Below are 23,489 nucleotides of genomic sequence, written 5' to 3' on the forward strand. Positions count from 1 at the left end.
TAAATTATTTTTTTTCTGTCTCTGTAAGAAAAATGTCCATAGTATCAAGCATTCCAGACATAGTATTATATTTGATTATTTTTCTTGTTTTATCATCTTTTTCTATATAAGCTGCTATTTTAGGAAGAAATATTGAGAATGGTATTCCTTCTATTTTTATTTCCATTTCATAGCATTCTTTTTCTTCATTTTGTATTTTTATTTTTTTTATTCCATTATTGAGTATAGATACTCTTATTTTATTATCTTTTGAAGTCATAGGCATGATGATATTCATTTCATTTGTTGCCTCAAGAGGAAAAGTTCTGGCTATTTGATAGGCTCCGTACATAGAGAATATAGCCAAAGAACCAGGGGCATTTGTATAATTTACTTTGCCTCTTATATCGAATGTATGCTCCATAGTACCGAAATCATAATAATCTATTGTTTTATTATAAATGGTTCTCATATTTACTAAATCTATTTTAGAATACATTTCTGATTTTCTAATATTAGTCATCATACTTTCTTCTAGTAAGAATGGATCTTTTAACTTATTTGTTACATAGCCTTTTATAGAAGTTTCTTTGACATTCCAATATCCGTTATTGTCTATAGAAGTTTCTGTATATATTATTACGGCATTATTTTTCTTTCCTGATACTCCCTTATGAACAAAGTATTCCTTTTTTTGAAAAGATGGAATATTTGTATAAGAGTAGTATTGTGAAAATAAAAATGAATTTAATATAAAAAAAATTATCAATATGTTTTTCATTTCAATATAATAACCTTAAAAATACAAATTTCAATATATATTTCATACATTTTTTATTTTTAATATATTGCCTTCAGTATCTATTATGATTATATTACCATTAATTTCTATTTCATATTTATTTTTTCTTTTAATTATTCTGTATATATTGAAGCTTGTATATTTATATTTTATAGTTTTTATTACTTCTCTTTCAATAATATTATCTTCAGCAAGTTTTTCTACTATATTAAATGGTATTTCATTTCCGTTTCCTATTATAGAAGTCCATTCTCCTTTTGTATTAAAATTAATTGAACTTCCGCCTTTAAATACTGCACTATATGATGAATTAAATGTTACTTTAAATAAATAGTATTCAGAGAAATATGTTTCTATAAAGTTTCTTGCTTTTTGAGGCAGGCTTTTTGATGAAAGAATATCCATAATTATCCTTATTACAGTTAATAGAAATTAATTTATTTATTTTCTTCGTTCTTTTCTTTTTCTATCATATCTTCTAAATATGCCTTTAAGAAAATATAATTGTGAACATCTGCAAGATTTTGATTATTGTCGATTTTTTTGTTTAGAAATTCCACTAATTCTTCTTTTGTTTTCATATAAGCTCCTTTAATAATTTAAGTAATAATTTTTGGGTTAAACAATATAATATTATTTGCAGTATGTCAATCTATAATTAGTATATAGAATTGTTTAAAATAGAGTATCAAAAATGTATTCGAAGCCAAATAATTTTAACTTTTTTATAAATACTTATTATTTATCAATTGTGATTATATACTGAAAATTTTTAAGTTTGTCAATTTTTATATTGTTCTTTTTCCCGCCGCAAAAAGAACCAAAAAGTGCAAATGTAAAATTAATACTAAATCATATTGACTTTGTTTTACATGTATATAAATTATTAATTTAAGATAAAATATAGCCCTTCGCCGTAGGCGGGCTGTGCCTGCTTCTCGCTGTAGGCGTACTTCGTATGTGGCACGCCACAGGCAACTCCCTACGGTCGCAAAAGAAGTGGGGTCTGTGGCAAAGCCCCAGATATAACAACAAAAATATAAATTGGTTTTTTGACAAAATGTAATTGTTTAGGTATATATAATAATTTACTGTTTAAATATCATATTTTTATAAAAAAATTATAGTATTATTTTTAGGCTTTTTTTGTTTTTAAAATATTTCCGTCATAATCTATATAGATGTAATATGCATTATCTACTTTAAATTCATAGCCTTTGCTTCTTTTATATATATTATTTATGTTTGTATATTTGTTTTTTATGATATTCATAATTTTACTGTCAATAAATTTTTCAGCTGTACTTATCTGTATTATTTTTCTATTTCCTATTATAGAAGTCCATTCGCCTTTTCTATTAAAGTTTATAGATGAACCGCCTTTAAAAATAACCATATAATGAGTGGATACTGCAGCACTATACACTTCATATTCGTTAAAGTATGTATTTACGAATTCCTGAATATTATTAGGAAGAGAGGTATATGGTACAAACTGAATATTTCTTTCATCATCGAAAAATAAAAATGAGGAGGACACTATATATAATATTAATATTAAAAAATAAAATTTTATATTATATTTTTTCATAATATTTTCCGCCTTATATTAATAATTTTAAATATATACTGAAACAAATATATTTTGTCAAAAATTATTTTATTATTTTTATTATTTGTGGGGACTAGCCCCCACACCCCCAGTTCTTTTGTTGCCACAAAGAAGCTATATCCTCGACAAGCTCAGATACGCTTCGCGAAAGGCTATATTTAAACTTAAATGTAATAAATTATTTTACATGTAATACAATTTTAGTATGATTTATCACTAATTTTATATTTGCACTTTTTGCAACTTTTTGCGGCGGGAAAAAGTTGAATAAAAGAATTGACAAACTTAAACATTTTCAGTATATAACAATTTTTGGAACTATAAACGCATACATTCTGATGCAAAATTATGATACAACGTTTTTTTACTTCAAAAAATTAAGGAATACTTAAATTCAATATCTATGTCATCTGTGCATATATTGGTATATGTAAAAAATATATAAAAAAATAGGCTGTATAATTAAAATATAAAGCCTATTTTAAATTACTCAGTTAATAATTAATATAATTAATTTTTTTGAAGTTTATACAATCTATCAGTTTCATAATAATATTTTATATTTTCACTTTTATCAAAGATTATAAACTGAAACTCTGTTATAGAATCATTTTCAACTTTCATAGTTAATGTATATTCACCTCTATAATCACTTGAATAATATGTATGTTTAGAATTATCCAACTTAATATTATTAAAATAAAAATGAGTTGGTATATTCACTACAGCACTTTTATCTTTTTCATTAATATCAACATACACATTTTCAGGGTCAAATTCTGTAAGTTCTGTTCCATCCAATTTTTTAGCAATTGATTTTGCTTTTCCTCTAAATTCTACATAACCATCATCTTCAAAATTTGGTTCTGAAGTTTTATTTTCACTGCTGCTTATATCATTCTTAGAAGAAGTATTATCTGAATCAGCATTATTTTTTGTTACATTATCAGTATTTTGAAGAGGATTAGCAGGGTTATTTTTGGTACATGATGCCGCAAATAGAATTATCATTATAATTAAAAATATTTTTATTTTCATTTTTTATTTCCTTTATTTTTTATATGTCTTAAATATAATATTTTTATATTAGAAGTCAAATTTATTTTCATAAAAATGAATTTTTATGAAACGGATAATATTAGTAAATTTAAAAGTTTTATTGAAAATAGTAATATATCTTTACTAAAAAATAAAAATTATTGCACAGGTGCTATAGATATTGCATTTAGGAATTCCTTAATTTCTTAAAGTATATCATAGGCGTATCATAATTTTGCATTAGAATGTATTCTTTTATGATTCCAAAAATTATTATATTTCCTTAGTTTTAGATTAGCTTTCTCTAAAGTTAATTCTTTTGTACAAAAGTCATAAAATTCTTTTTGGTCTCGGTTATGTGTACTTTCTACTACTCCATCGCTCTGCGTGCCTGCGGCAATACCAAGGACTAGCAACTGGGCTATAAACTCTTTTGATGTGTTTATTTTTACAAAAATTATCTAGCGGATGCTCTGTTTCAAAAAAATGCTTACGATAGGTGAATTCTGTGCCATTGTCTGTTTGAATACAATGAACACGAAAAGGAAAATATTTCAGCATACGTTTGGTAAAATCAATAGTACTTTCTGGTGTTTTTTCAGCATATAAATATCTAAAGCTCATTCTTGTTGCTATATCTACAGCAGTAAATTGATAATAACGTATTTCCCCAAAGAAAGCATATTTTACATCTGTTTGTACCTTTTCCCCCGCTTCTTTTATATAAATAGCATGCTTTCCTTTATGTTTTTTTCTTATTTTCTTCTTTCTATTTTGATAGAGATTATAATCTTTGAGGATTGTTTCAATAGCTGTAGTGCCTATTGTAATATTTTCTTTTTCTAAGAGTTTTTTAATTTTTAGCTTACCATATTTGTATTTCTTACGAACTTCTATTACTTTATTAATAATCTTTTTCTTTTTAAGCTTATTAGGACTATTTTTGGGTTTCCTACTCTTACTTTCTACAGTTCCTGTTTCTTATAATTTCTTCTTCCAATAGTAATAAGTTCTTATGCTAATATTAAATTTGAGAGCCTGAACTTTTTTATTTTTAGCTTTATTAATAGTTAATACTATCTTTTTTTCTGATTTGTATTATATTGTTTCATAGGTATTCCTTTTTATTTTTTTGCTAATTTAATTATAAGGAATACCTGCTTTTTTTAAACTAAAAAGTGTGCAATATCTATTACTCCTAAACAATAAAAAGTAAAAAATCGTACTTTTTCTATTGACAAACAAATAAACATGTATATAATACTTCATTACTAATAGTACGAAATAAGACTATATTTAAAAGGAGTTTATTATGATGAATATTCAAAAAATGGATAAGTCTTTTTTCAAATATGTTTTACCTGCTATAGTATCAACTATGCTTGGAGGATTTTATATAGTTGTAGATGGTTTTTTCGTTGGTAATTCTATGGGAGATATTGGGCTTACTGCTATTAATTTAGTTTATCCTATAGGTACTTTGCTTATGGCTGTAGCTATTATGCTTGGTATGGGAGGCTCGGTTATAATGTCAACATATCTCGGAGAGGGTAATATAGAAGGATTTAATAAGGCTAAAGTAAATACCTTTATTTCTTTAATATTAGCTAGTATAATATTAACGGTTGTTCTTCTTTTATTAAAAAACAGTCTTATATATTTGCTTGGTGCAAGAGATGAAGTATTTAAACAGGCTGATTCATATATTACCACTATAATTTTAGGGGGCAGTTTTCAAATAATATCATTCGGTTCTATGCCTATAATAAGAAATTCAGGAAAAACTATTCATGCCATGAGTTTTATGGGAGTTGGACTTATAACAAATATTATTCTTGATTATTTATTTTTAATGGTTTTTAGATTAGAGATGTTTGGTGCTGCTTTAGCTACTATAATAGCTCAAGGATTAGTTGCTTTGATAGCTGTTTATTATTTATTTATAAGAAAGAAAAATAGAACAAAAATAAAATTATCAGATTTTGATTTATCTATGACAAAGAGAGCTTTGCAAATAGGATTATCTCCATTTGGTTTGGTAATGGCTCCTTCTCTTATAGTGATATTTAATAATCTTCAATGCATCAAATACGGCGGATATTTAGGAACTACTGCATACTCTGTAATGAATTATATATACGGCTCTATTTTGCATTTGTTTGAGGGAGTTGCAGAGGGCTGTCAGCCTATGATAAGTTATTTTAAAGGTGCATGCAGAAATGATCTTATGAGAAAAGTATTTAAAAAAGGCATATTATTTGATATTATACTTGGGGCTTTTCTTATGATAATAGTATTGATTTTTAGAAATAAACTAGGAATATTATTCGGTGCATCCATAGAAACTAATGCTATAATAAGTTTAGGGCTTCCTATAATATCAGCTGCATTTATACTTCAGCCCATAGTAAGGCTTGGAACTGCATATTTTTATTCATCAGGAGAAAGCAGATATTCTACACTTTTAACATATATAGACCCTTTACTTGTAAGTCCTTTATGTATATTGGTACTTCCTTTATTTTTGAAACTTAATGGTGTATGGTTTGCCGTACCTGTATCACAATTAATATTAGCTATTATATTTTTATTTATCTTTTATAATACAAATTTAAAGAATGATAATTTAATTAATAAAGCAGTTTATCAAAATGAATAGTTAATATAAAAATATAGGCTTTAAATAATAATCAATATTTATATTATTTAAAGCCTATAATTATATTCTTTTAATATATACCTAAACAACTATATTTTTTCAAAATAAATTTATATTTTTGTTTTGATATCTGGGGCTTTGCTGTGAAGCACACAGTCGTGCCGCGAAGCGTACCCGGACGAAGTCCACCTACGGTGAGGGTAAGCCCCAACTTCTTTTGCGACCGTAGGGAGTTGCCTGTGGCGTGCCACATACGAAGTACGCCTACAGCGAGAAGCAGGCACAGCCCGCCTACGGCGAAGGGCTATATTTTATCTTAAATTAATAATTTATATACATGTAAAACAAAGTCAATATGATTTAGTATTAATTTTACATTTGCACTTTTTGGTTCTTTTTGCGGCGGGAAAAAGAACAATATAAAAATTGACAAACTTAAAAATTTTCAGTATATATTATTTAAAAAATTATTGAAGATATTAGCATAGAAATAAGTTTAATTATTATTAATGCTGCTAAAGCAAATATAGCGGAAGTTAATATTAATTTATTAGCTTTTTCTATATGATTAGAATTTAAATCTTCTAAATATTCTCCTACTAATGTTCTGTCATATATTTCACCGTCTTTTATATATTCGCCTCCAAGTTCTATATTCATAGCACCGGCAATACCTGCTTCTAATCTTGCTTTATTATTTTTACCGTCTTTTCTCAAAACAGAAAATGCATTTTTATATTCATATCTAAAGAATATAGATGTAATAATACAAATCAAGGCAGTAAAGAATGAAGGAATTATATTTAATATATAAGATAATTTTATATTAAATATTCCGAATATATCATCACTTTTATTTTCATCTATGTATATAGTATCTGAAGAACTTTCAGAAAGTACATATATAACTTTATAAGCTATACATAGAGGAGCCCCACCTAATAATAAAAATATAGATGGATATATATAATCTTCAGCAATGCTTATTATCGTATATTCTATTGTATTTTTTATCATTTGATCATCTTCAATGTCTTCTGTATCCACTTCAGCATTTTCTTTCAAAAGAGATTTAGCTTTTTTAATATCATTTGTTATCATACTATGATATATATAAGAACTTATTTCCAAAGGCTTTCTAATGCCTAATGTTATATAACATAAAGCGAGTTCTATTATTAATCCTAATATAAAATGTACTTTATACAAAAATGTTAAAAGAAAGAATGGAATTAAAAAGCCTATAGCTATAAGTATTAAAGAAGATAATATTCCTATTATATAGGCTAATATTTTATTGTTAGGATTTCCTTTTTTTCTAAATAAATCTTCAGCTATGAAATGAAGTCTTGATACAAATACAAAAGGATCAAATTTAATATTCTTTATAAATATATTTAAAAGAAAAGATATAGGCAGTATTAATAATATTTCCATGTTATTTATTCCAATAAAAGTTATTACTAATAATCATCGTAAAATTACAGCTTTTCTATAATATTTATATTATTTTTATCATCTATTTCCGCATAATATCCGCATCCGTTTTGTAAAAGATAATCATAAAAATTTAGTTTTTGCTTATCGTATCTGCTGAATATTGACATAATAACCCCACCATGAGTAACTACAGCAGTATAATCTAAATTATTTTTCTTCATATCTTCTATTATATATAAATAGGCTTTTTCTGTTCTGTTAAAGAAATTTTCAGAAGTTTCTCCGTTTGGTACATTGCTTTTCCAATTAGTTCTAAAGAATTCTTTATAGTAAGGATTATTTTTTAATTCATCATGATTTTTTCCTTCAAAATCTCCAAAACTCCTTTCTTTCAAATCATTTATAATTTCTTTATTCATATCATTGAAATATATATCAGCTGTTTCTAGGCATCTTTTCATAGGGCTGCAATATAGTTTTTGAATAGGTTTATGTTTTTCTATTATATTTTTTTTATTAATTAATACTTCTTTACCAGATTCAGACAATGGAGCATCGGTAGAACCAAGCCATCTTCCTTCAGCATTTAATTGAGTTTGACCATGGCGTATAAATAGTATTTTCATGTGATACTCCGACTATAATATTTTATTTTCTTAGATAATATTAACATTATAATAATAGTTTATTTTTTTTCAATAATATAATGTAATTTTTTAATAATAATGTATTAAACAATAGTGTTTTTATTTTTTAAAAAATTATAATATAGGTGCGGTATGTATAAAAAATACTGTGAAAAATGAATTGACAATTTATCTAATTTGGGTTATAATCAATAACTGTACAAAATCTAACAAAATTCAAAAATAGGGGTATGTGTATGAATTATGAAATATTAGCTGAAAACGCCCGCTTTTTTACAATATCAGCGGCAATTCTAACATTAGCGTTTGCCTTCTATTTCTATAAATGGATGCGTAAACAAGATGAAGGTAATGACACTATGAAAGAAATAGCTTCGCATGTTCGTTCCGGTGCCATAGCTTATCTTAAACAACAGTATAAAGTTATAGCTTTCTTCTTTGCCGGAGCTTTCATCATTTTTGCTATTCTTTCTTATACATTAAAAGTTCAGAACCCTTTCATTCCTATAGGTTTCTTAACAGGCGGTTTCTTCTCAACTTTGTCTGGTTTCTTAGGTATGAAAACTGCTACTTATGCATCAGCTAGAACTGCTAATGCTGCTAGTAAATCTTTAAATGAAGGTTTAACTATCGCTTTCCGTTCTGGTGCTGTTATGGGACTTACTGTTGTAGGTCTTGCTTTATTTGACATTTCATTATGGTTTATAGTATTAAATGTATGGCTTGATAATAGCTTATTTGGTACAGACTTTTTAAACTTAGCTGTTACAGGCATAACTAAAGGTACTGCTGAGTATACAGCTGCTAAAATGCACTTTGTAACTACTACAATGCTTAGCTTTGGTGTAGGTGCTTCTTTCCAAGCATTATTTGCCCGTGTTGGAGGCGGTATATTTACTAAAGCTGCTGACGTTGGTGCTGACTTAGTAGGTAAAGTTGAAGCAGGAATACCTGAAGATGACCCAAGAAACCCTGCTGTTATAGCTGACAATGTAGGCGATAACGTAGGTGACGTTGCTGGTATGGGTGCTGACCTTTATGAATCTTATGCTGGTTCTATACTTGCTGCTATGAGTTTAGGTTCTGCTGCTTTTGGATATATTAACCCTGATGTAAGCCCAATATTTGCTGTATCTCTTCCTATGATACTTGCTGCTATTGGTACTCTTTCTTCTATTATAGGTGTATTCTTCGTTAAAACTAAAGAAGGTGCTACTATGGGAGAATTATTAAAGTCTTTAAGAGTTGGAGTTTATGTAAGCAGTGCTATAATTATTATAGTATCTTTCTTACTTGTAAAAGCTTTACTTCCAAACAATTTGGGATTATTTGTTTCTATAATTGTTGGACTTATAGCTGGTAACGTAGTTGGTTTCTTTACAGAATACTATACTGCTGCTGAATACAGACCTACTCAATGGGTAGCTGAACAGTCTAAAACTGGTCCTGCTACAGTTATAATCGGCGGACTTGCTGTAGGTATGCAATCTACTTTAATACCTGTTGTTACAGTAGTTATATCTATAATATTAGCATTTGGTTTTGCAGGCGGTTTCGGTGCTGAGGCTTCTTCTTTCTCTCAAGGTTTATATGGTATTGCTTTAGCTTCTGTTGGTATGTTATCTACTTTAGGTATCACATTAGCTACAGATGCTTATGGTCCTATAGCTGACAATGCCGGCGGTAACGCTGAAATGTCTGGACTTCCTGAGAGTGTTAGAGAAAGAACTGATGCTTTAGACTCTTTAGGTAACACTACTGCTGCTACTGGTAAAGGTTTCGCTATTTGTTCTGCTGCTTTAACTGCTATGGCTTTAATTGCTGGTTATATTGAGGAAATTAAAACTTCTTTAGGAAGAATGATCAATACAGGCAATCTTACTTCTATAGATATAGGTACTGTTCAATACACTGCTAACAGTGCTAAAGAATTATATGACAAAGTTGTTTATAGCTTAGGTATGAATGAGTTTATGAATGCTTTCAATATTCACTTAATGAACCCTAAAGTATTAATAGGTATATTTATTGGTGCTATGTTAGTATTCTTCTTCTGTGCTTTAACTATGAAAGCTGTTGGACGTGCTGCTGCAGGTGTTGTAGAAGAAGTTAGAAGACAGTTCAGAGAGATTAAAGGTTTATTAGCTGGTGAAAAAGGCGTAAAAGCTGATTATGAAAAAGCTGTTCAAATCTGTACTAAATCTGCTCAAAAAGAAATGATTGTTCCTTCTGTACTTGCTATAGTTGTACCTGTTGTTGTTGGATTTATATTTGGCGTACCTGCTGTTATAGGTATGTTAGTTGGTGGTTTAACTTCTGGTTTTGCTATGGCTGTTATGATGTCTAATGCTGGCGGTGCTTGGGACAATGCTAAAAAATATATCGAAGCTGGTAATTTAGGTGGTAAAAAGATAGTTGATGAAAATGGTAACAAAATCACTAACCCTAATCATGCTGCTGCTGTTATAGGGGATACTGTTGGTGACCCATTCAAAGATACTTCTGGACCAAGCTTAAACATTCTTATTAAACTTATGAGCTTAATAAGTGTTGTATTTGCTGGTGCTATAGTTGCTTTCTCACCAAAGATTCAGGCTATATTAGGTATCGCTGATCAAATTATTAAGTAATAAATTTTATTTAATATAAATTATAAAGCTGTCTGACTTTAATAAAAGTTGGGCAGCTTTTTTATTATATTTTAGTCTTTTTGTAAAAAAAATTTAGAATAATGTGTAAAAGTAAAAAATATTTTAGATTCTTTATTGACTTTATCAATTTTTAATTTATAATCATCTTCTATTCAAAAGTGTAAATATATCAATTTTTGTTTTAATGATGAACTATTATAATAGCATATACTGCATTTTTACTGATTATAACCTTTGTTAAAAATTTTTATTATCAATATATATTTATAGAAAATAAAATAGTTTTATAAAAGGAAAATATATGAGAAAAATACATTCTATAAGGGTTAAAATGCCTATAGCAATAAGCATTTTAAGTACAATTTTTTTAGTCCTAATAGTAGTAATATTATCATACAGATCGCACACAATAGTTAAAGATTCTACATTATCCGGTTTTGATAATACAGTTAATGGTTATAAAGATATGCTAGATGTTTGGCTTGATGACAGCAGAAATTTAATAAAAACTTATGCTGTATCTCCTATAGTGAGAAATTATTTAGTAAACAGAGATATTGATATAAGGAGCACACTTACTGAATTTGAAGCAATTAATGAATATGTACTTGATATAGGTATAACAGATACGAATGGAATAATTTTAGACAATGTTAATAATGTGAAAATAGGTGAAAATATAACAACAGTAAGACCTAATATTTTAAATATATTAAAAAGAAATAATAATGAAGCATCTTTTGATGACAGTATACAAAAATCAAGTGCTGATAAAAAATGGTCATTAGCCGTTATTTGCGGAGTGAAGTATAATGGGGAATATGTTGGAAATGTATATATGATTATGGATTGGGAGGATTTAGCGGCTAAACTTCAGGAATTAAAATTGCCTGAGAGAACTAGAATATTTGCTATTGATGATGATAATATTGTTGTGTTAGATACTAAAAATGAACTTAATACAAAGGCTAATGAGGCATATACTTCAATAATAAAAGGAGGAATGCCTTCTGGTGTTATGAATTATATATCTTCTGTAAGTCATGATCCTAGAACAGCAGTTTACAGCAGACTTATGAATTTGGATTGGTATTTGATTATGGCTATGGATGATAAAGTTATTTATAAGGCTAATAACGATTCTATAATGATATCTATTATTATATGTATTTTATCTATTGTTTTCATAAATATATTTGCTTTTCTTTATATTAAAAAAGTTACACATCCTCTTAAAGTTTTAATGGATCATGCTACCAGCATATCAGAAGGAAATATAACTACTCATATTAAAGATAATTATGGAAAAGATGAATTCGGACAATTGGAAAAAGTATTTGATGTTATGAGCAACAGGTTGGCTGAGGTTGTTTCTAATGTTAATGATGCTTCAAGGGAAATAATGACAGCAGCACAAAGTATGATGGAAAGCAGTAATGAATTATCTGTAAGAACCGATTCGCAGTCATCTAGTTTGGAAGAAACAGCAGCAAGTATTGAGGAAATGGTTTCTAATATAAAAACTTCTGCTGAAAAATCTTTACTTGGAAAAAATATGATGTCAGAATCTATGCAGTATATAGAAGATGCAGCCAATATAATTGCTCAAACTGCTTCCAATATAGAAGAAGTTTATCAGTCTAGTGAGAAAATAAAAGATATTACAAAGATAATTGAAGACATTGCTTTTCAAACTAATATATTGGCGCTTAATGCTTCAGTAGAGGCAGCACGTGCGGGAGATCAAGGAAAGGGATTTGCTGTAGTTGCTTCTGAAGTAAGAAATCTTGCTCAAACTACTCAGGCTTCAGTTAAAGATATCACTGAATTAGTTGATAATACTTCACAAAAAATTGATACAGCCACTCAAACTGCAAAACAATCTCAAGAAATATTTGTGGACTTACAAAATAAAGTATCTGATACCTCTAAATTAATGGAAACTATTACATCAAATGCGTTAGAGCAGGAATCAGGAACTAATCAGATAAGTATAGAAGTAAACAATATGGAATCTGCTACAACTCAGAATGCTGCTTTAGCTGAAAACTCAAATGAAATTTCAAAGAGCTTGGTTGAAAAAGCTGAATTTTTAGAAAGAAGTATTGAGTTTTTTAAGATTTCACATAATTAATTTTTATTTAATGTAAATATAAGCTGTCTGACTTTAATTAGTTAGGCAGCTTTTTTTATTTAAATATGAACTATAATTCTTTTTATTATACAATAATTGTTAAATAATGATAATTTCATATTTATTTATTTATTTATTTATTTATAATACTAATCATACTTAATATTATTAATTTTGAGGTAATTTATGAAGTTAATATGTATTTTTATGATTATTTTAACATTATTCAATTTATCAGCATGTACAAAACATGAATATTCGGTATATTATCCAAGCACTCCAGAAACTCCAAGTACTCCAGAAACTCCAAGTACTCCAGAAACTCCTTCTATTTATAAAGATATTAATTTTATGTATTTAGATAGTAATTATACCTCTGTAGAAAATAAAACTGATATTATGTGTATATTTCTTAAAGATATTGAAGATATGGTAATTTTTTCAGAAAAAGAAAATGATAATGAGTATTTAGTTTCTATAATATTTAAAAATAATACTTCTGTTTTAATGAGATATAAAAATAAAAAAATATTTCCTGAAACAATTAGTTTTTATAAAAATGGTGCCATAATAAAAGGATTGGTAAAAATGGATTTAGTTAAATATAATAATATTGATGTTACATTTTATATGAATGATACAATGGAGTTAATATCCGGTATAGAACTAAAAAATGATATAAAAAATTATAAAGAAAATTTTAATTTAGATAAAGATGAAAATTATAATCTTAATATAATGAGGAATAGTTTATTCATATTAAATTCAATTAATGATCATATTATTAATAATGGACAATTTCAAACAAGAGCTGGATTTGGTCCCATATTTCAAGCATTAGGTGCAATAGTAACAGGTATAGTAAATGGAGTAATGGCTGGTGTTGGTTTATTTGTTGTTCAAACCATAGTTGCTATTGCAGGAATAGTTGGATTTGCAGCTTTAATTGATTGGGCTATAAAAAATAGTAAAGATCCTAGAACAGCAGATGAACAATTTGTTATAAATTATAGAAATAGTTCTGCTGTAATATTGAAAGATAATCAGGATATTGTATTTGATGGTGATTCATTTATTGTTAATAATGTTCTTAATTTGGTGATACCATTAAAATCCGATTTGGCACCTATAAGATGGTATATAAAACATAAGCCTGATAGCATGAGCTATGCACAAATTGGTCAATATTTTTTGTTTAAAAATTATAATAATACTCCTATATCAATTAAACCAGATGGGCTTATATCCAATCTTTTAGTTTCTGGAGGAATGTCAGATACTACATTTTATATACAAAATGAAAAAATACAAAATTTGCCAGACGGAGAATCTATAATTATATGTTTTGAATTTTCAAAATATTCTACAGTTAATGGATATTATACTGATAATTTATGTATTGAAATAAAATAATTATAGTTTAATATATTAATAATTGGAGTTATATTTATGAAAATAATTAAATATTTTTTATTTATAGCAATTTTAATTATAACTATTACATATAGTGCATTTGCTAGTTTAGAGATAAATTTTCAAGGACATTATGGAATTGCTTTTCCATTTAATTCTATAAAAGTAAATGATAATTATAAAAACACTATTTATGACAGCGTTAAAGGTACTTTAGGTTTTGAAGGAGCTGTATTTTTTCAAATAGGAAATTATTTTAAATTATTTGAAGATGATTATACAAGCATTATTAAAGGTGTGAGTTTATTTGGAGATATTGGTTTTAGTATTAATGCTTTGATGTCAGATTATAAAGAAAATAATAAAAAGTATACAGAACTTATGGCGTTTTATTCAATGATGGTTGGGGCTACTGTAAAGTTAAATTTCAGTAAAATGTCTATAGGATTTGGTACGGGAATAATAGCTCCTTTATATGCTATGGAATCTTCAAGTAAATACGGAGGGGTTATAGCTTCACCTAATTTGGATAATTGGAATGTTGATGATATGAGAAATCTATTTAAAGCTCCTATAATGCCTTATATAAAACTTACTGTTGAAGGATTTATATATTTAGTTCCTAATTTTGCTTTTACTATAGGAGGATATATGATGTATAATTTTGGTATGCAGTATAAAACTGATGTTGTTAATAATAATTTAGGCGGCAATATATATAATCAATATAATTTCTCTGATCTTTCTATTGGCTTAATTTTAGGTATATCTTTTGGAAGAAGCGACGGATATAATTAAAAATCTGTAATTTTGACAAATTAATTTTTTTCTGTATAATAAATTTAAAAATTAATTTGGATAAAATAAATGAATATTTTTGATGATCTAAGCCTTTTATATACAATAGCAAAATATTATTATTTAGAAGATTATTCTCAAAGTGATATAGCTAAAATCCTAAATATATCAAGACCTCAAATATCAAGACTTTTAAAAAGGGCCAGAGAATTAGAAATAGTAAAAATAGAAATATCAATGCCTAATAATCTTCAAGATGAAAATAAATCAGAAAAGATAAAAAAATATTTAGGACTTAAAGATGTTTTGATAGTTGAAAATTCAAATGATAATAAACTTTTATATGTAAAATCATCAGAATATTTATCAGCATTAATAGAAAAGAGTAAAAAAATAGGTATAGGCTGGAATGAAACTTTATACAATATTTCTATAGAATTAAAATATAATGATTCAGATAAACAAAAAGTATTTTATCCTCTTATAGGAAATTTGGGAAACAATAATAATCCTTACTTGCAAATAACTACTATAGTTGATAGATTTGCTGAAAAGTTCAATTCAAAGGCCTATTTTAATAATTATCCTGCATTGATAGAAAAAAAATCTCTTAATAATAATGATCTTGAAAAATTAGAGGAGTTTAAAAAATTTTGGTCTGATTTAGATGTTGCCATAGTAGGATTAAGCAGCAGGAGAGAATCTTATCAATCATATATATCAGATATACCAAAAGTAGATAAATTAAATGTTGATGAGATAGAGGGAATAATATTAGGAAGTTTTTTCATGAACAATGGAGAAACTTTTAATTATCCTGATAAATATTATATAAACTCTATAATGCTTTCAGAATTAAAAAAAATTAAAGATATAGTTTGTATAGTTTCAGGAGTAAAAAAAATAGATATTATTAAATTTGCAGCTATGAAGAAATATTTTAACATTTTAATAACCAATGAATCTACAGCAGACTCTGTAATATCAAATTTTAATTTATAACATATTTAAACAACTATATTTTGTAAATTTTAGTTTTTTCAATTTTATTGTTTGTGGTGGCTTTGCCCCCACACCCCCACTTCTTTTGTTGCCACAAAGAAGCAAAAAGGCTACATTTGGTCTTTAATTTAACAAATTATCTTACATATAAGACGATTTTAGTATTATTTAGTACTAATTTTTTACACTTGCATTTTTTGGTTCTTTTTGCGGCGGGAAAAAGAACAACAAAAAAATTGACAAACTCTAAAATTTTTAGTATATCTTAAATAATTTTATTTTATAAATTATTATTCATTTAATCAATTTTATAAATATTAATAAATTTATACTTAAATTTTTAGAAATTTGTTTCAGAACAATTGACAAAATATAGCTATATCGTATAATACAAGAAATATTGTTTAGAACATTTGTTCTGTTGTATGTGATATTAGTTTTGGAGGTTTGTTAATATTTATGAATAAAGATAATATTTTTTCTAAGTCATTATTATTTGCAGGGGCATTAAGCTCATCAATGATAAGTGTAAGCTGTAATAATGACAATAGAGTGTCTGATAATAGTATGGTTTTAGCTAGTAACGATATAGAAAAGCCCAATATTGTTTATATAGTTATAGATGATATGGGCTTTTCGGACTTAGGCTGTTACGGTTCAGAGATAAGCACACCTAATATAGATAAGCTAGCAGAAAACGGACTTCGTTACAATAATTTTTGTGTTACTCCTTTAAGTTCTCCGACAAGAGCGGCACTTTTAAGCGGAAGAAATTCTCATTCAGTAGGTATGGGAAGACTTGCTAATTATACTTTAGATGCTCCTCATTCTACAGCACAAATAACAAATACTGCAGCTTTAACACCAAGAGTACTTAAAGATAATAATTATAATACTTATGCAGTAGGTAAATGGCATGTTGCTCCTTTATGGGAAACAAGCAGTATAGGACCTTATAATAATTGGCCTTTAGGCAGAGGATTCGATAAGTTCTACGGATTTATGGACGGAGAAACTGATCAATTCAATCCGGAACTTGTTGACGGAAATACTCATGTTGATACTGTGTATGATGATAATTATCATTTGACAGAAGATATTACAGACAGAGCTATTTATTATATTAAAAGCCATAAATCAATATCAAAAGAAAAACCTTTCATGCTTTACTATGCAACAGGAGCAGCACATTCACCTCATCAGGTACCGGAAGAATATGTTAAGAAATATGAGAATGTTTATAATGTTGGTTGGGATAAAATAAGAGAGGCGAGATTAAAAAAACAAAAAGAATTAGGAATAGTACCAATGGATGCAGAACTTTCTCCATTAAATGAAAATGTTAAGCCTTGGAATGAACTTGATGAAGATACAAAAAGATTATTTATAGAATATGAAAAACATTATGCTGCTTTCATAGAACATACTGATGCACAAATAGGAAGATTAATAAAAGCATTGAAAGATATGGGATAGCTTGATAATACTGTAATATTCTTAATAGCTGATAATGGTCCTTCTCCTTCTGAAAAAGCTACAGGAACTTTGAATACTGTTAATATAAAAAATGGTATCATGTCAGATATAGAAAAAGATGTTAAGAGAATAAATGAATTTTCTAAATTAGCACCTAATTATCCTCAGGGCTGGGCACAGGTTTCTGCTACTCCTTTTAGATATTATAAAGAAAGTGCAAATTATTTAGGAGGAATAAGAGTACCTTTAATAATACATTATCCTAAAGATATTGATAAATCACAAAATGGAAGCATAAGAACGCAATTTAGTTTCGTTACAGATATAGCAAAAACTGTATTGGATATTACAGGCATAAAAGAACCTAAAACAGTTGATGGTATATAACAAATGCCTTTACATGGATATAGTTTAGTTCCTACTTTCAATGATGCAAATGCTGATACCAAAAGAACCACTCAGTATTTTGAACTTTATGGAAATAGGGGCTTATATGATAAAGGATACTTCTTGTCAGTTTCTCATAAAAAGGGAGAAAGTTTTGAGAATGATAATTTTGCTCTTTATGATTTGAATACTGATTTTTCTCAGCTTAAAGATATTTCAAAAGAAAATGAAAGCAAATTAAAAGAGATGAAAAACTTATGGGATAAAGAGGCAGAAAAATACGGAGTTACTCCTCTTGATGACAGAGTGCATGTTGAATTAATAGCTAAGCAATTGAGCGAGAATATAGAAAAGAAAAACTCTTTGACATTATACCCTAATACATCAAGTATAAACGTTAATATATCTGCTATACCTACAGCATTGAACCGTTCTTATGATATAACAGCTTATTTAAATAGAAAATCAGAATCAGAGGAAGGCGTATTATTAGCATTCGGTAATCATTACGGCGGATATTCATTGTATATAATAAATAATAAATTGAATTATGAGTATATATACGATAACGTAAAATATCATATAGAAGTAAATGAGCCTTTGCCTTTAGGTGAGTTAGCTATAAAAGTTAAATACACTAAAACAGGTAATGATTCAGGAGAGGCATCATTATTAGTAAATAATAAAGAAGTCGGAAAACTTGCATTACTTAAAGTATATCCAATGACAGCAAATACAACAGACGGAATGTCGGTAGGAAGAGATTTACAAGGCAATGTAAGCGAGAGATATGAATGCAGAGGACATTTTGAATACAGCGGAGATTTAGAGAAAGTAACAGTTGAAGGACATAATGATTTAACAAAATAGCTATGTGATAAATATAAGGATTTAGAGGACATTTTATATCTATACTGAAATGATTTTAGTTTGCAAAAAAAACATTTTAAATTTAGGTATTTGTGGGGACTATCCCCACCGCTATGCGTACTTCGTAACACCCCACTTCTTTTGAGACCGAAGGAAGTACCTTAGGTATGCCCCAAAGAAGCTATATCCTTGATAAACTCGGATACGCTTTGCGAAAGGCTATATTGGGTTTTAATTTAATAAATTATATTACATGTAAAATATTTTTAGTATGATTTAGTACTAATTTTACATTTGCACTTTTTGCAACTTTTTGCGGCGGGAAAAAGTTGACTAAAAAATGACAAACTTAAAAATTTTCAGTATATATAAAAAATACGGAATTGTAAGGAGAATAAAATGGTATATGAGAAAAAATAATAATAATTTAAAAAAAGGTTTTTGTATAGGATCATCTGTACTCATGGCAGCATCTGCAGTATCCTGTTCAACTGAAAATAAGAATCAATCAGAGAAGCCTAATATAGTTTATATAGTATTAGATGATATGGGATTCGGTGATTTAGGCTGCTACGGATCAAGTATATCTACACCAAATATTGATGCTTTAGCTCAAAATGGTATAAGGTATGTTAATTATTTTACTTCTCCATTAAGTTCTCCAAGTAGAGCGTCACTTCTTACAGGCTGTGAAGCTAATAAGGTTGGAATGGGAGCGGTAAGTCAGGTTGATTTCGGAGATTTAGCACCTAATATGGCAGGAAGAATAAAGCCGGAACATGCTCCTATTACTCATACATTAAAAGCAAACGGATATAATACTTATGCTATAGGTAAATGGCATTTAGGGCCTTATGATGAGTTTACACCGGATGGAGATAAATATCATTGGCCTTCAGGAAAGGGTTTCGATAAGAATTATAATTTTATAGCAGGACAGGCTAATCAATTTCAGCCGGGCGGTATTATAGAAGGCGATGAGTTTATAGTTCCTGATACTTCAGATCCTAATTATCATTTGAGTAAAGATATAGTTGATAGAACATTAAAATATATTGATGAATCTAAAAATAAACCTTTCTTTGCTTATGTGGCATTCGGTGCTATGCATGGCCCTTTCAATGTTGCTAAAAAATATATAGACAAATATAAAGGCAAATTTGATCATGGATGGGACGTTGAAAGAGAAAAAATATTTGAAAGACAAAAAGAGTTGGGAATAATGCCAGCTGATGCAGTGTTATCAGAAAGAAATGATGAAGTACCTGCTTGGGATAGTTTAACAGAAAAAGAAAAAGCAGTTGCTATAAGACATATGGAAACTTATGCAGGGTTTTTAGAGCATACTGATGAACAAATAGGACGCTTAATTTCAGAAATGAAAAAAAGAGGCGTATACGATAATACTATCTTTATAGTAGTTTCAGATAATGGAGCTAATTATAATGGAGGAAGAACAGGAAGTTTAATGGCTCATGCTAATGAAAATTTATATGTTCATGATATAGATACTCAATATGATTTGATAGATGAGTTTGGAAGTGCTGTATACGGAACAGAATATAATAGCGGTTGGGCTAATGTTTCAAATACACCATTAAGATATTTCAAAACTAAAGCACATTATGGTGGAGTTAAAACTTTCTGTATAGCTTCTTGGGCTAATGGCATAGCTGATAAAGGCAGAATATCAAAAGAGATGATAGCAGTATTTGATATTTCCCCTACTATGCTTGATGTATTAGGTTTTGATCCTCTAAGTCAAGTTAATGGTGTTAAACAGGAAAAGATGCAGGGTATATCATTTAAAGAAAGTTTTGAAAGTTCTGAACCTATGACTAATCCTAGAAAAGAAATAGCTTTAATGATGATGCTTGACAGAACTTATGCAGACGGAAGCGGATACATTATAGTAACTAATCCTAAAACTCAGGAATGGGAACTTTATGATATAAATAATGATCCTACTCAGATGAAGAATTTAGCTTCTTCTATGCCTGATAAGGTAAAAGAAATGGCTTCAAAATATGAAGAAACTGTAAAAAGAGATTTTAACGGAGCACAAAATTTATTAATTGATTTTGCTCATAGGGTAGACAGTAAAATATTAATAGAGCGTTACGGACAATTAGCAAAAGATGTACTTACTTCTATGCAGACTGGTAAAGCAGTTTCAAAAGATGCAGAAGAATATATGAGATTGTATAGATTCTTTAGTTTTGTTCCTAAAGGTATAGGATATGCTGGTGTAGGTTCAGTTTGGTATAGACCTCCTTCATCAAAATTGAGAGCAACAAACTATACATACAAAAAAGAAGACGGATATTTCTTCTCATTATCAGCAGCACATACAGGATCAGTTTCTCATAAAATAAATGTTGATGTAGAAGTTCCTAATAAAGCTTCCGGAGTTATATATGCAAACGGTGGTTTAGACGGCGGTTATGTATTGTATGTAAATGATGATGGTAATTTAGTATATGAATACAATCATTTAGGAGAAAGACAAAAAGTTATATCTCCTTCAAAACTTGAATCTGGAAAGCATAATATAGTTATGGATTATAAAAAAGATGATGTAAACAACGGAGTCATTGATATGATTATAGACGGAAATGTTGTTGCTTCTTCAGATATAAATACTTTGCCTATAATGATTTCTTATGACTATTTCAGTATAGGGGAAGATGTAGGCTCTAAAGTGAGTTTGTATTATAAAGATAATTATGCATTCAATGGGAATGTAGAAGAAGTTCATATAAATTTAGGAGATGATTTACTTAAATAATTAATACTCTAATTTTTGTTTTTAAGGGGGGATAATTATTCCCTCTTAAATACATACTTAAATTTGATATATTAAAATTTTTTTTATTTTTTATTTTCCCCTAAAACCGCATGCTGTTAAATCGTGTGCGGATTTTATTTTTTTATTTATCATAAAAGGAGAATTATATGAATAAAGGTTATCATTTAATGGCTAAGCCTTTCGGCCCTATATGTAATATAAAATGCGAATATTGTTTTTATTTAGAGAAAAAGTCATTATTTCAAAATACTGAAAAATATAAAATGTCTTATGAAGTGTTGGAAAATTATATAAAAAAATATATAGAAACTCAGGACATACCGGAAATAAATTTTGTGTGGCAGGGAGGGGAGCCTACTCTTGCTTCTTTGGATTTTTATAAAGATGTTGTAAAACTTCAGAAAAAATATGCAGGCAATAAAAACATTACTAATTCATTACAGACTAACGGACTTTTAATAGACGATGATTGGTGTAAATTCTTAAAAGAAAATAATTTTCTTGTTGGTTTAAGTTTAGATGGTAATAAAGATATTCATAATAAATACAGAAAAGATATTTTTGGAAATGGTACTTTTGACAGAGTTTTTAATTCTTTGAAAATGCTTCAGGATTATAATATAGATTTTAATGTTTTAGCTTCTGTTAGCAGATACTCTTCTCAATATCCTTTGGAAATATATAATTTCTTCAAAGAAAATAAAATCAAATATATACAGTTTTCTCCTATAGTAGAAAGACTTCCAGATGAAGAAGCTAAAAAACTTTCTCTAACTCATTCTATACCTAACAGCAATTCAAATGAAAAAGTTACTGATTATTCTGCAGAGCCTGAGAGTTACGGAGATTTTTTAATATCTATTTTTGATGAATGGGTTAAAAAAGATGTTGGTGAAATATTTGTTATGAACTTTGAATGGGCTTTAACTTCTTGGCTTGGCTTAGATAGTACTATATGTTTATTTGGAAAAGAATGCAGCGGCTGTACTGTAGTTGAGCATAATGGTGACATTTACAGCTGCGATCATTATGTTTATCCTGATTACAAAATAGGTAACATAATAACAGATAATCCTAGAAGTATAATTGATTCAGATAAGCAAAAATCTTTCGGACTTAAAAAATCCGATTTGCCTAAAACTGTTTAAGATGCGATGCTTTATTTGCATGCCGAGGTGAATGTCCTAAAAACAGATTCGATAAATTTTATGATGGTGAAGAAGGAAAAAATTATTTATGTGAAGGATACAAAAAATATTTTTATCATATTCACCCTTATATGAAAGCTATGAGAGAGCTTTTAGAAAATAATATAGATATTAGAGAGATTATGAGAATAAAGGAAAGCCCTATTGTAGTGGTGAAAAAGAATAATTAAATTTTATTATTTGTTAGGCTTTACCATTATATAGAGAATTATCAACTTTTTTCAGTACTAGTCAAAGTTTTTATCCTTCGGATACATTATACTAAAAATGCAATTGATAGAACTTTATATTTATTAAATGTGGGCTTTATCAAATGCAGTCTTTTTGGTTCTTTTGGTCACAAAAAGAACTGGGGGTGTGGGGGCTAGTCCCCACAAAAAACTAAATTTAAAATTATGTTTTTTGACAAAATATAGTTGTTTAGGTATATATTAATTTGGCTTTATTAATCTTATAAGTATTTTATAAAAAAGCATTTAAATTTTTTTATTAACTTATATAAGTCCCCCACCCGCACCTTATTTTCTAATATGCATATTATAAAAAATAGTTTGCATTTCTTTT

At 28.0% G+C, this 23,489-nt stretch carries 17 protein-coding genes and 1 pseudogene; 10 read left to right on the top strand and 8 right to left on the bottom strand.

Features of this window, described 5'->3' with window-relative positions; translation table 11 throughout:
- Nucleotides 1-4: 4 nt before the first annotated feature.
- The 6 genes from Q0K19_RS03805 to Q0K19_RS15390 all read right to left on the bottom strand — a co-directional run bounded on the left by Q0K19_RS03805 (nt 5) and on the right by Q0K19_RS15390 (nt 4,343).
- On the bottom strand, nt 5-760 hold the full coding sequence (locus Q0K19_RS03805) for a hypothetical protein (protein ID WP_297245476.1): 756 nt from the start codon (nt 758-760) through the stop codon (nt 5-7).
- Between the two features lie 42 nt (nt 761-802).
- The gene (locus tag Q0K19_RS03810; RefSeq protein WP_297245479.1) at nt 803-1,186 is read right to left on the bottom strand and encodes a PepSY-like domain-containing protein; all 384 of its coding nucleotides are present in this window, start codon (nt 1,184-1,186) and stop codon (nt 803-805) included.
- Between the two features lie 32 nt (nt 1,187-1,218).
- Nucleotides 1,219-1,362, bottom strand: coding sequence for a hypothetical protein (locus Q0K19_RS03815; RefSeq protein ID WP_297245480.1), 144 nt, complete (start codon nt 1,360-1,362; stop codon nt 1,219-1,221).
- Between the two features lie 554 nt (nt 1,363-1,916).
- Entirely contained in the window at nt 1,917-2,372 is a 456-nt protein-coding gene (locus tag Q0K19_RS03820; protein WP_297245481.1) for a PepSY-like domain-containing protein, read from the bottom strand.
- 531 nt (nt 2,373-2,903) lie between these two features.
- A complete protein-coding gene (locus tag Q0K19_RS03825; protein WP_297245484.1) occupies nt 2,904-3,431 on the bottom strand; it encodes a hypothetical protein in 528 nt (175 codons plus the stop codon).
- Between the two features lie 354 nt (nt 3,432-3,785).
- Nucleotides 3,786-4,343, bottom strand: coding sequence for a DDE-type integrase/transposase/recombinase (locus tag Q0K19_RS15390; protein ID WP_367172127.1), 558 nt, complete (start codon nt 4,341-4,343; stop codon nt 3,786-3,788).
- Between the two features lie 400 nt (nt 4,344-4,743).
- On the opposite strand from Q0K19_RS15390, the gene Q0K19_RS03835 reads away from it, so the two are divergent.
- Entirely contained in the window at nt 4,744-6,090 is a 1,347-nt protein-coding gene (locus Q0K19_RS03835) for an MATE family efflux transporter (RefSeq protein ID WP_297245486.1), read from the top strand.
- A 459-nt stretch (nt 6,091-6,549) separates the two neighbouring features.
- Here Q0K19_RS03835 and Q0K19_RS03840 read toward each other — a convergent pair whose 3' ends face one another.
- Both Q0K19_RS03840 and Q0K19_RS03845 read right to left on the bottom strand, forming a co-directional pair.
- Nucleotides 6,550-7,527, bottom strand: a complete 978-nt coding sequence (locus Q0K19_RS03840; protein WP_297245488.1) for a cobalamin biosynthesis protein — start codon at nt 7,525-7,527, stop codon at nt 6,550-6,552.
- A gap of 44 nt (nt 7,528-7,571) precedes the next feature.
- The gene (locus Q0K19_RS03845) at nt 7,572-8,156 is read right to left on the bottom strand and encodes a histidine phosphatase family protein (RefSeq protein ID WP_297245492.1); all 585 of its coding nucleotides are present in this window, start codon (nt 8,154-8,156) and stop codon (nt 7,572-7,574) included.
- Between the two features lie 257 nt (nt 8,157-8,413).
- Here Q0K19_RS03845 and Q0K19_RS03850 point away from each other — a divergent pair, with 257 nt between their 5' ends.
- From Q0K19_RS03850 to Q0K19_RS03890, 9 genes and pseudogenes are all read left to right on the top strand, one after another.
- A complete protein-coding gene (locus tag Q0K19_RS03850; protein WP_297245494.1) occupies nt 8,414-10,807 on the top strand; it encodes a sodium-translocating pyrophosphatase in 2,394 nt (797 codons plus the stop codon).
- 322 nt (nt 10,808-11,129) lie between these two features.
- Nucleotides 11,130-12,962 carry a methyl-accepting chemotaxis protein gene (locus Q0K19_RS03855; RefSeq protein ID WP_297245498.1) on the top strand — a complete coding sequence of 611 codons (1,833 nt, stop codon included), beginning with the start codon at nt 11,130-11,132 and terminating at the stop codon, nt 12,960-12,962.
- 186 nt (nt 12,963-13,148) lie between these two features.
- Nucleotides 13,149-14,375, top strand: coding sequence for a colicin lysis protein (locus Q0K19_RS03860; protein ID WP_297245500.1), 1,227 nt, complete (start codon nt 13,149-13,151; stop codon nt 14,373-14,375).
- Between the two features lie 36 nt (nt 14,376-14,411).
- Nucleotides 14,412-15,173 (top strand): hypothetical protein, encoded by a 762-nt coding sequence (locus Q0K19_RS03865; RefSeq protein ID WP_297245502.1) that lies wholly within the window; start codon nt 14,412-14,414, stop codon nt 15,171-15,173.
- 69 nt (nt 15,174-15,242) lie between these two features.
- The gene (locus Q0K19_RS03870) at nt 15,243-16,175 is read left to right on the top strand and encodes a sugar-binding transcriptional regulator (protein WP_297245504.1); all 933 of its coding nucleotides are present in this window, start codon (nt 15,243-15,245) and stop codon (nt 16,173-16,175) included.
- Between the two features lie 567 nt (nt 16,176-16,742).
- A pseudogene (locus Q0K19_RS03875) lies at nt 16,743-18,038 on the top strand (arylsulfatase).
- Nucleotides 18,039-18,041: 3 nt separating this feature from the next.
- A complete protein-coding gene (locus Q0K19_RS03880; RefSeq protein ID WP_297245506.1) occupies nt 18,042-18,908 on the top strand; it encodes a hypothetical protein in 867 nt (288 codons plus the stop codon).
- Between the two features lie 406 nt (nt 18,909-19,314).
- Nucleotides 19,315-21,696, top strand: a complete 2,382-nt coding sequence (locus Q0K19_RS03885) for an arylsulfatase (protein ID WP_297245508.1) — start codon at nt 19,315-19,317, stop codon at nt 21,694-21,696.
- Nucleotides 21,697-21,863: 167 nt separating this feature from the next.
- Nucleotides 21,864-22,865, top strand: a complete 1,002-nt coding sequence (locus Q0K19_RS03890) for an anaerobic sulfatase maturase (protein ID WP_297245509.1) — start codon at nt 21,864-21,866, stop codon at nt 22,863-22,865.
- Nucleotides 22,866-23,489 lie beyond the last annotated feature (624 nt).

The sequence above is a fragment of the uncultured Brachyspira sp. genome, from assembly GCF_944393015.1.
In the GTDB taxonomy this organism is placed as follows: Bacteria; Spirochaetota; Brachyspiria; order Brachyspirales; family Brachyspiraceae; genus Brachyspira.

Excerpts from the sequence above, each read along its gene's own strand:
- Q0K19_RS03865 (WP_297245502.1), top strand. The coding sequence starts at position 14,412 with ATGAAAATAATTAAATATTTTTTATTTATAGCAATTTTAATTATAACT.
- Q0K19_RS03810 (WP_297245479.1), bottom strand. The coding sequence starts at position 1,186 with ATGGATATTCTTTCATCAAAAAGCCTGCCTCAAAAAGCAAGAAACTTT.
- Q0K19_RS03870 (WP_297245504.1), top strand. The coding sequence starts at position 15,243 with ATGAATATTTTTGATGATCTAAGCCTTTTATATACAATAGCAAAATAT.
- Q0K19_RS03860 (WP_297245500.1), top strand. The coding sequence starts at position 13,149 with ATGAAGTTAATATGTATTTTTATGATTATTTTAACATTATTCAATTTA.
- Q0K19_RS03840 (WP_297245488.1), bottom strand. The coding sequence starts at position 7,527 with ATGGAAATATTATTAATACTGCCTATATCTTTTCTTTTAAATATATTT.
- Q0K19_RS03805 (WP_297245476.1), bottom strand. The coding sequence starts at position 760 with ATGAAAAACATATTGATAATTTTTTTTATATTAAATTCATTTTTATTT.
- Q0K19_RS03880 (WP_297245506.1), top strand. The coding sequence starts at position 18,042 with ATGCCTTTACATGGATATAGTTTAGTTCCTACTTTCAATGATGCAAAT.
- Q0K19_RS03835 (WP_297245486.1), top strand. The coding sequence starts at position 4,744 with ATGATGAATATTCAAAAAATGGATAAGTCTTTTTTCAAATATGTTTTA.
- Q0K19_RS03845 (WP_297245492.1), bottom strand. The coding sequence starts at position 8,156 with ATGAAAATACTATTTATACGCCATGGTCAAACTCAATTAAATGCTGAA.
- Q0K19_RS03890 (WP_297245509.1), top strand. The coding sequence starts at position 21,864 with ATGAATAAAGGTTATCATTTAATGGCTAAGCCTTTCGGCCCTATATGT.
- Q0K19_RS03820 (WP_297245481.1), bottom strand. The coding sequence starts at position 2,372 with ATGAAAAAATATAATATAAAATTTTATTTTTTAATATTAATATTATAT.
- Q0K19_RS03825 (WP_297245484.1), bottom strand. The coding sequence starts at position 3,431 with ATGAAAATAAAAATATTTTTAATTATAATGATAATTCTATTTGCGGCA.
- Q0K19_RS03855 (WP_297245498.1), top strand. The coding sequence starts at position 11,130 with ATGAGAAAAATACATTCTATAAGGGTTAAAATGCCTATAGCAATAAGC.
- Q0K19_RS03815 (WP_297245480.1), bottom strand. The coding sequence starts at position 1,362 with ATGAAAACAAAAGAAGAATTAGTGGAATTTCTAAACAAAAAAATCGAC.
- Q0K19_RS03850 (WP_297245494.1), top strand. The coding sequence starts at position 8,414 with ATGAATTATGAAATATTAGCTGAAAACGCCCGCTTTTTTACAATATCA.
- Q0K19_RS03885 (WP_297245508.1), top strand. The coding sequence starts at position 19,315 with ATGAGAAAAAATAATAATAATTTAAAAAAAGGTTTTTGTATAGGATCA.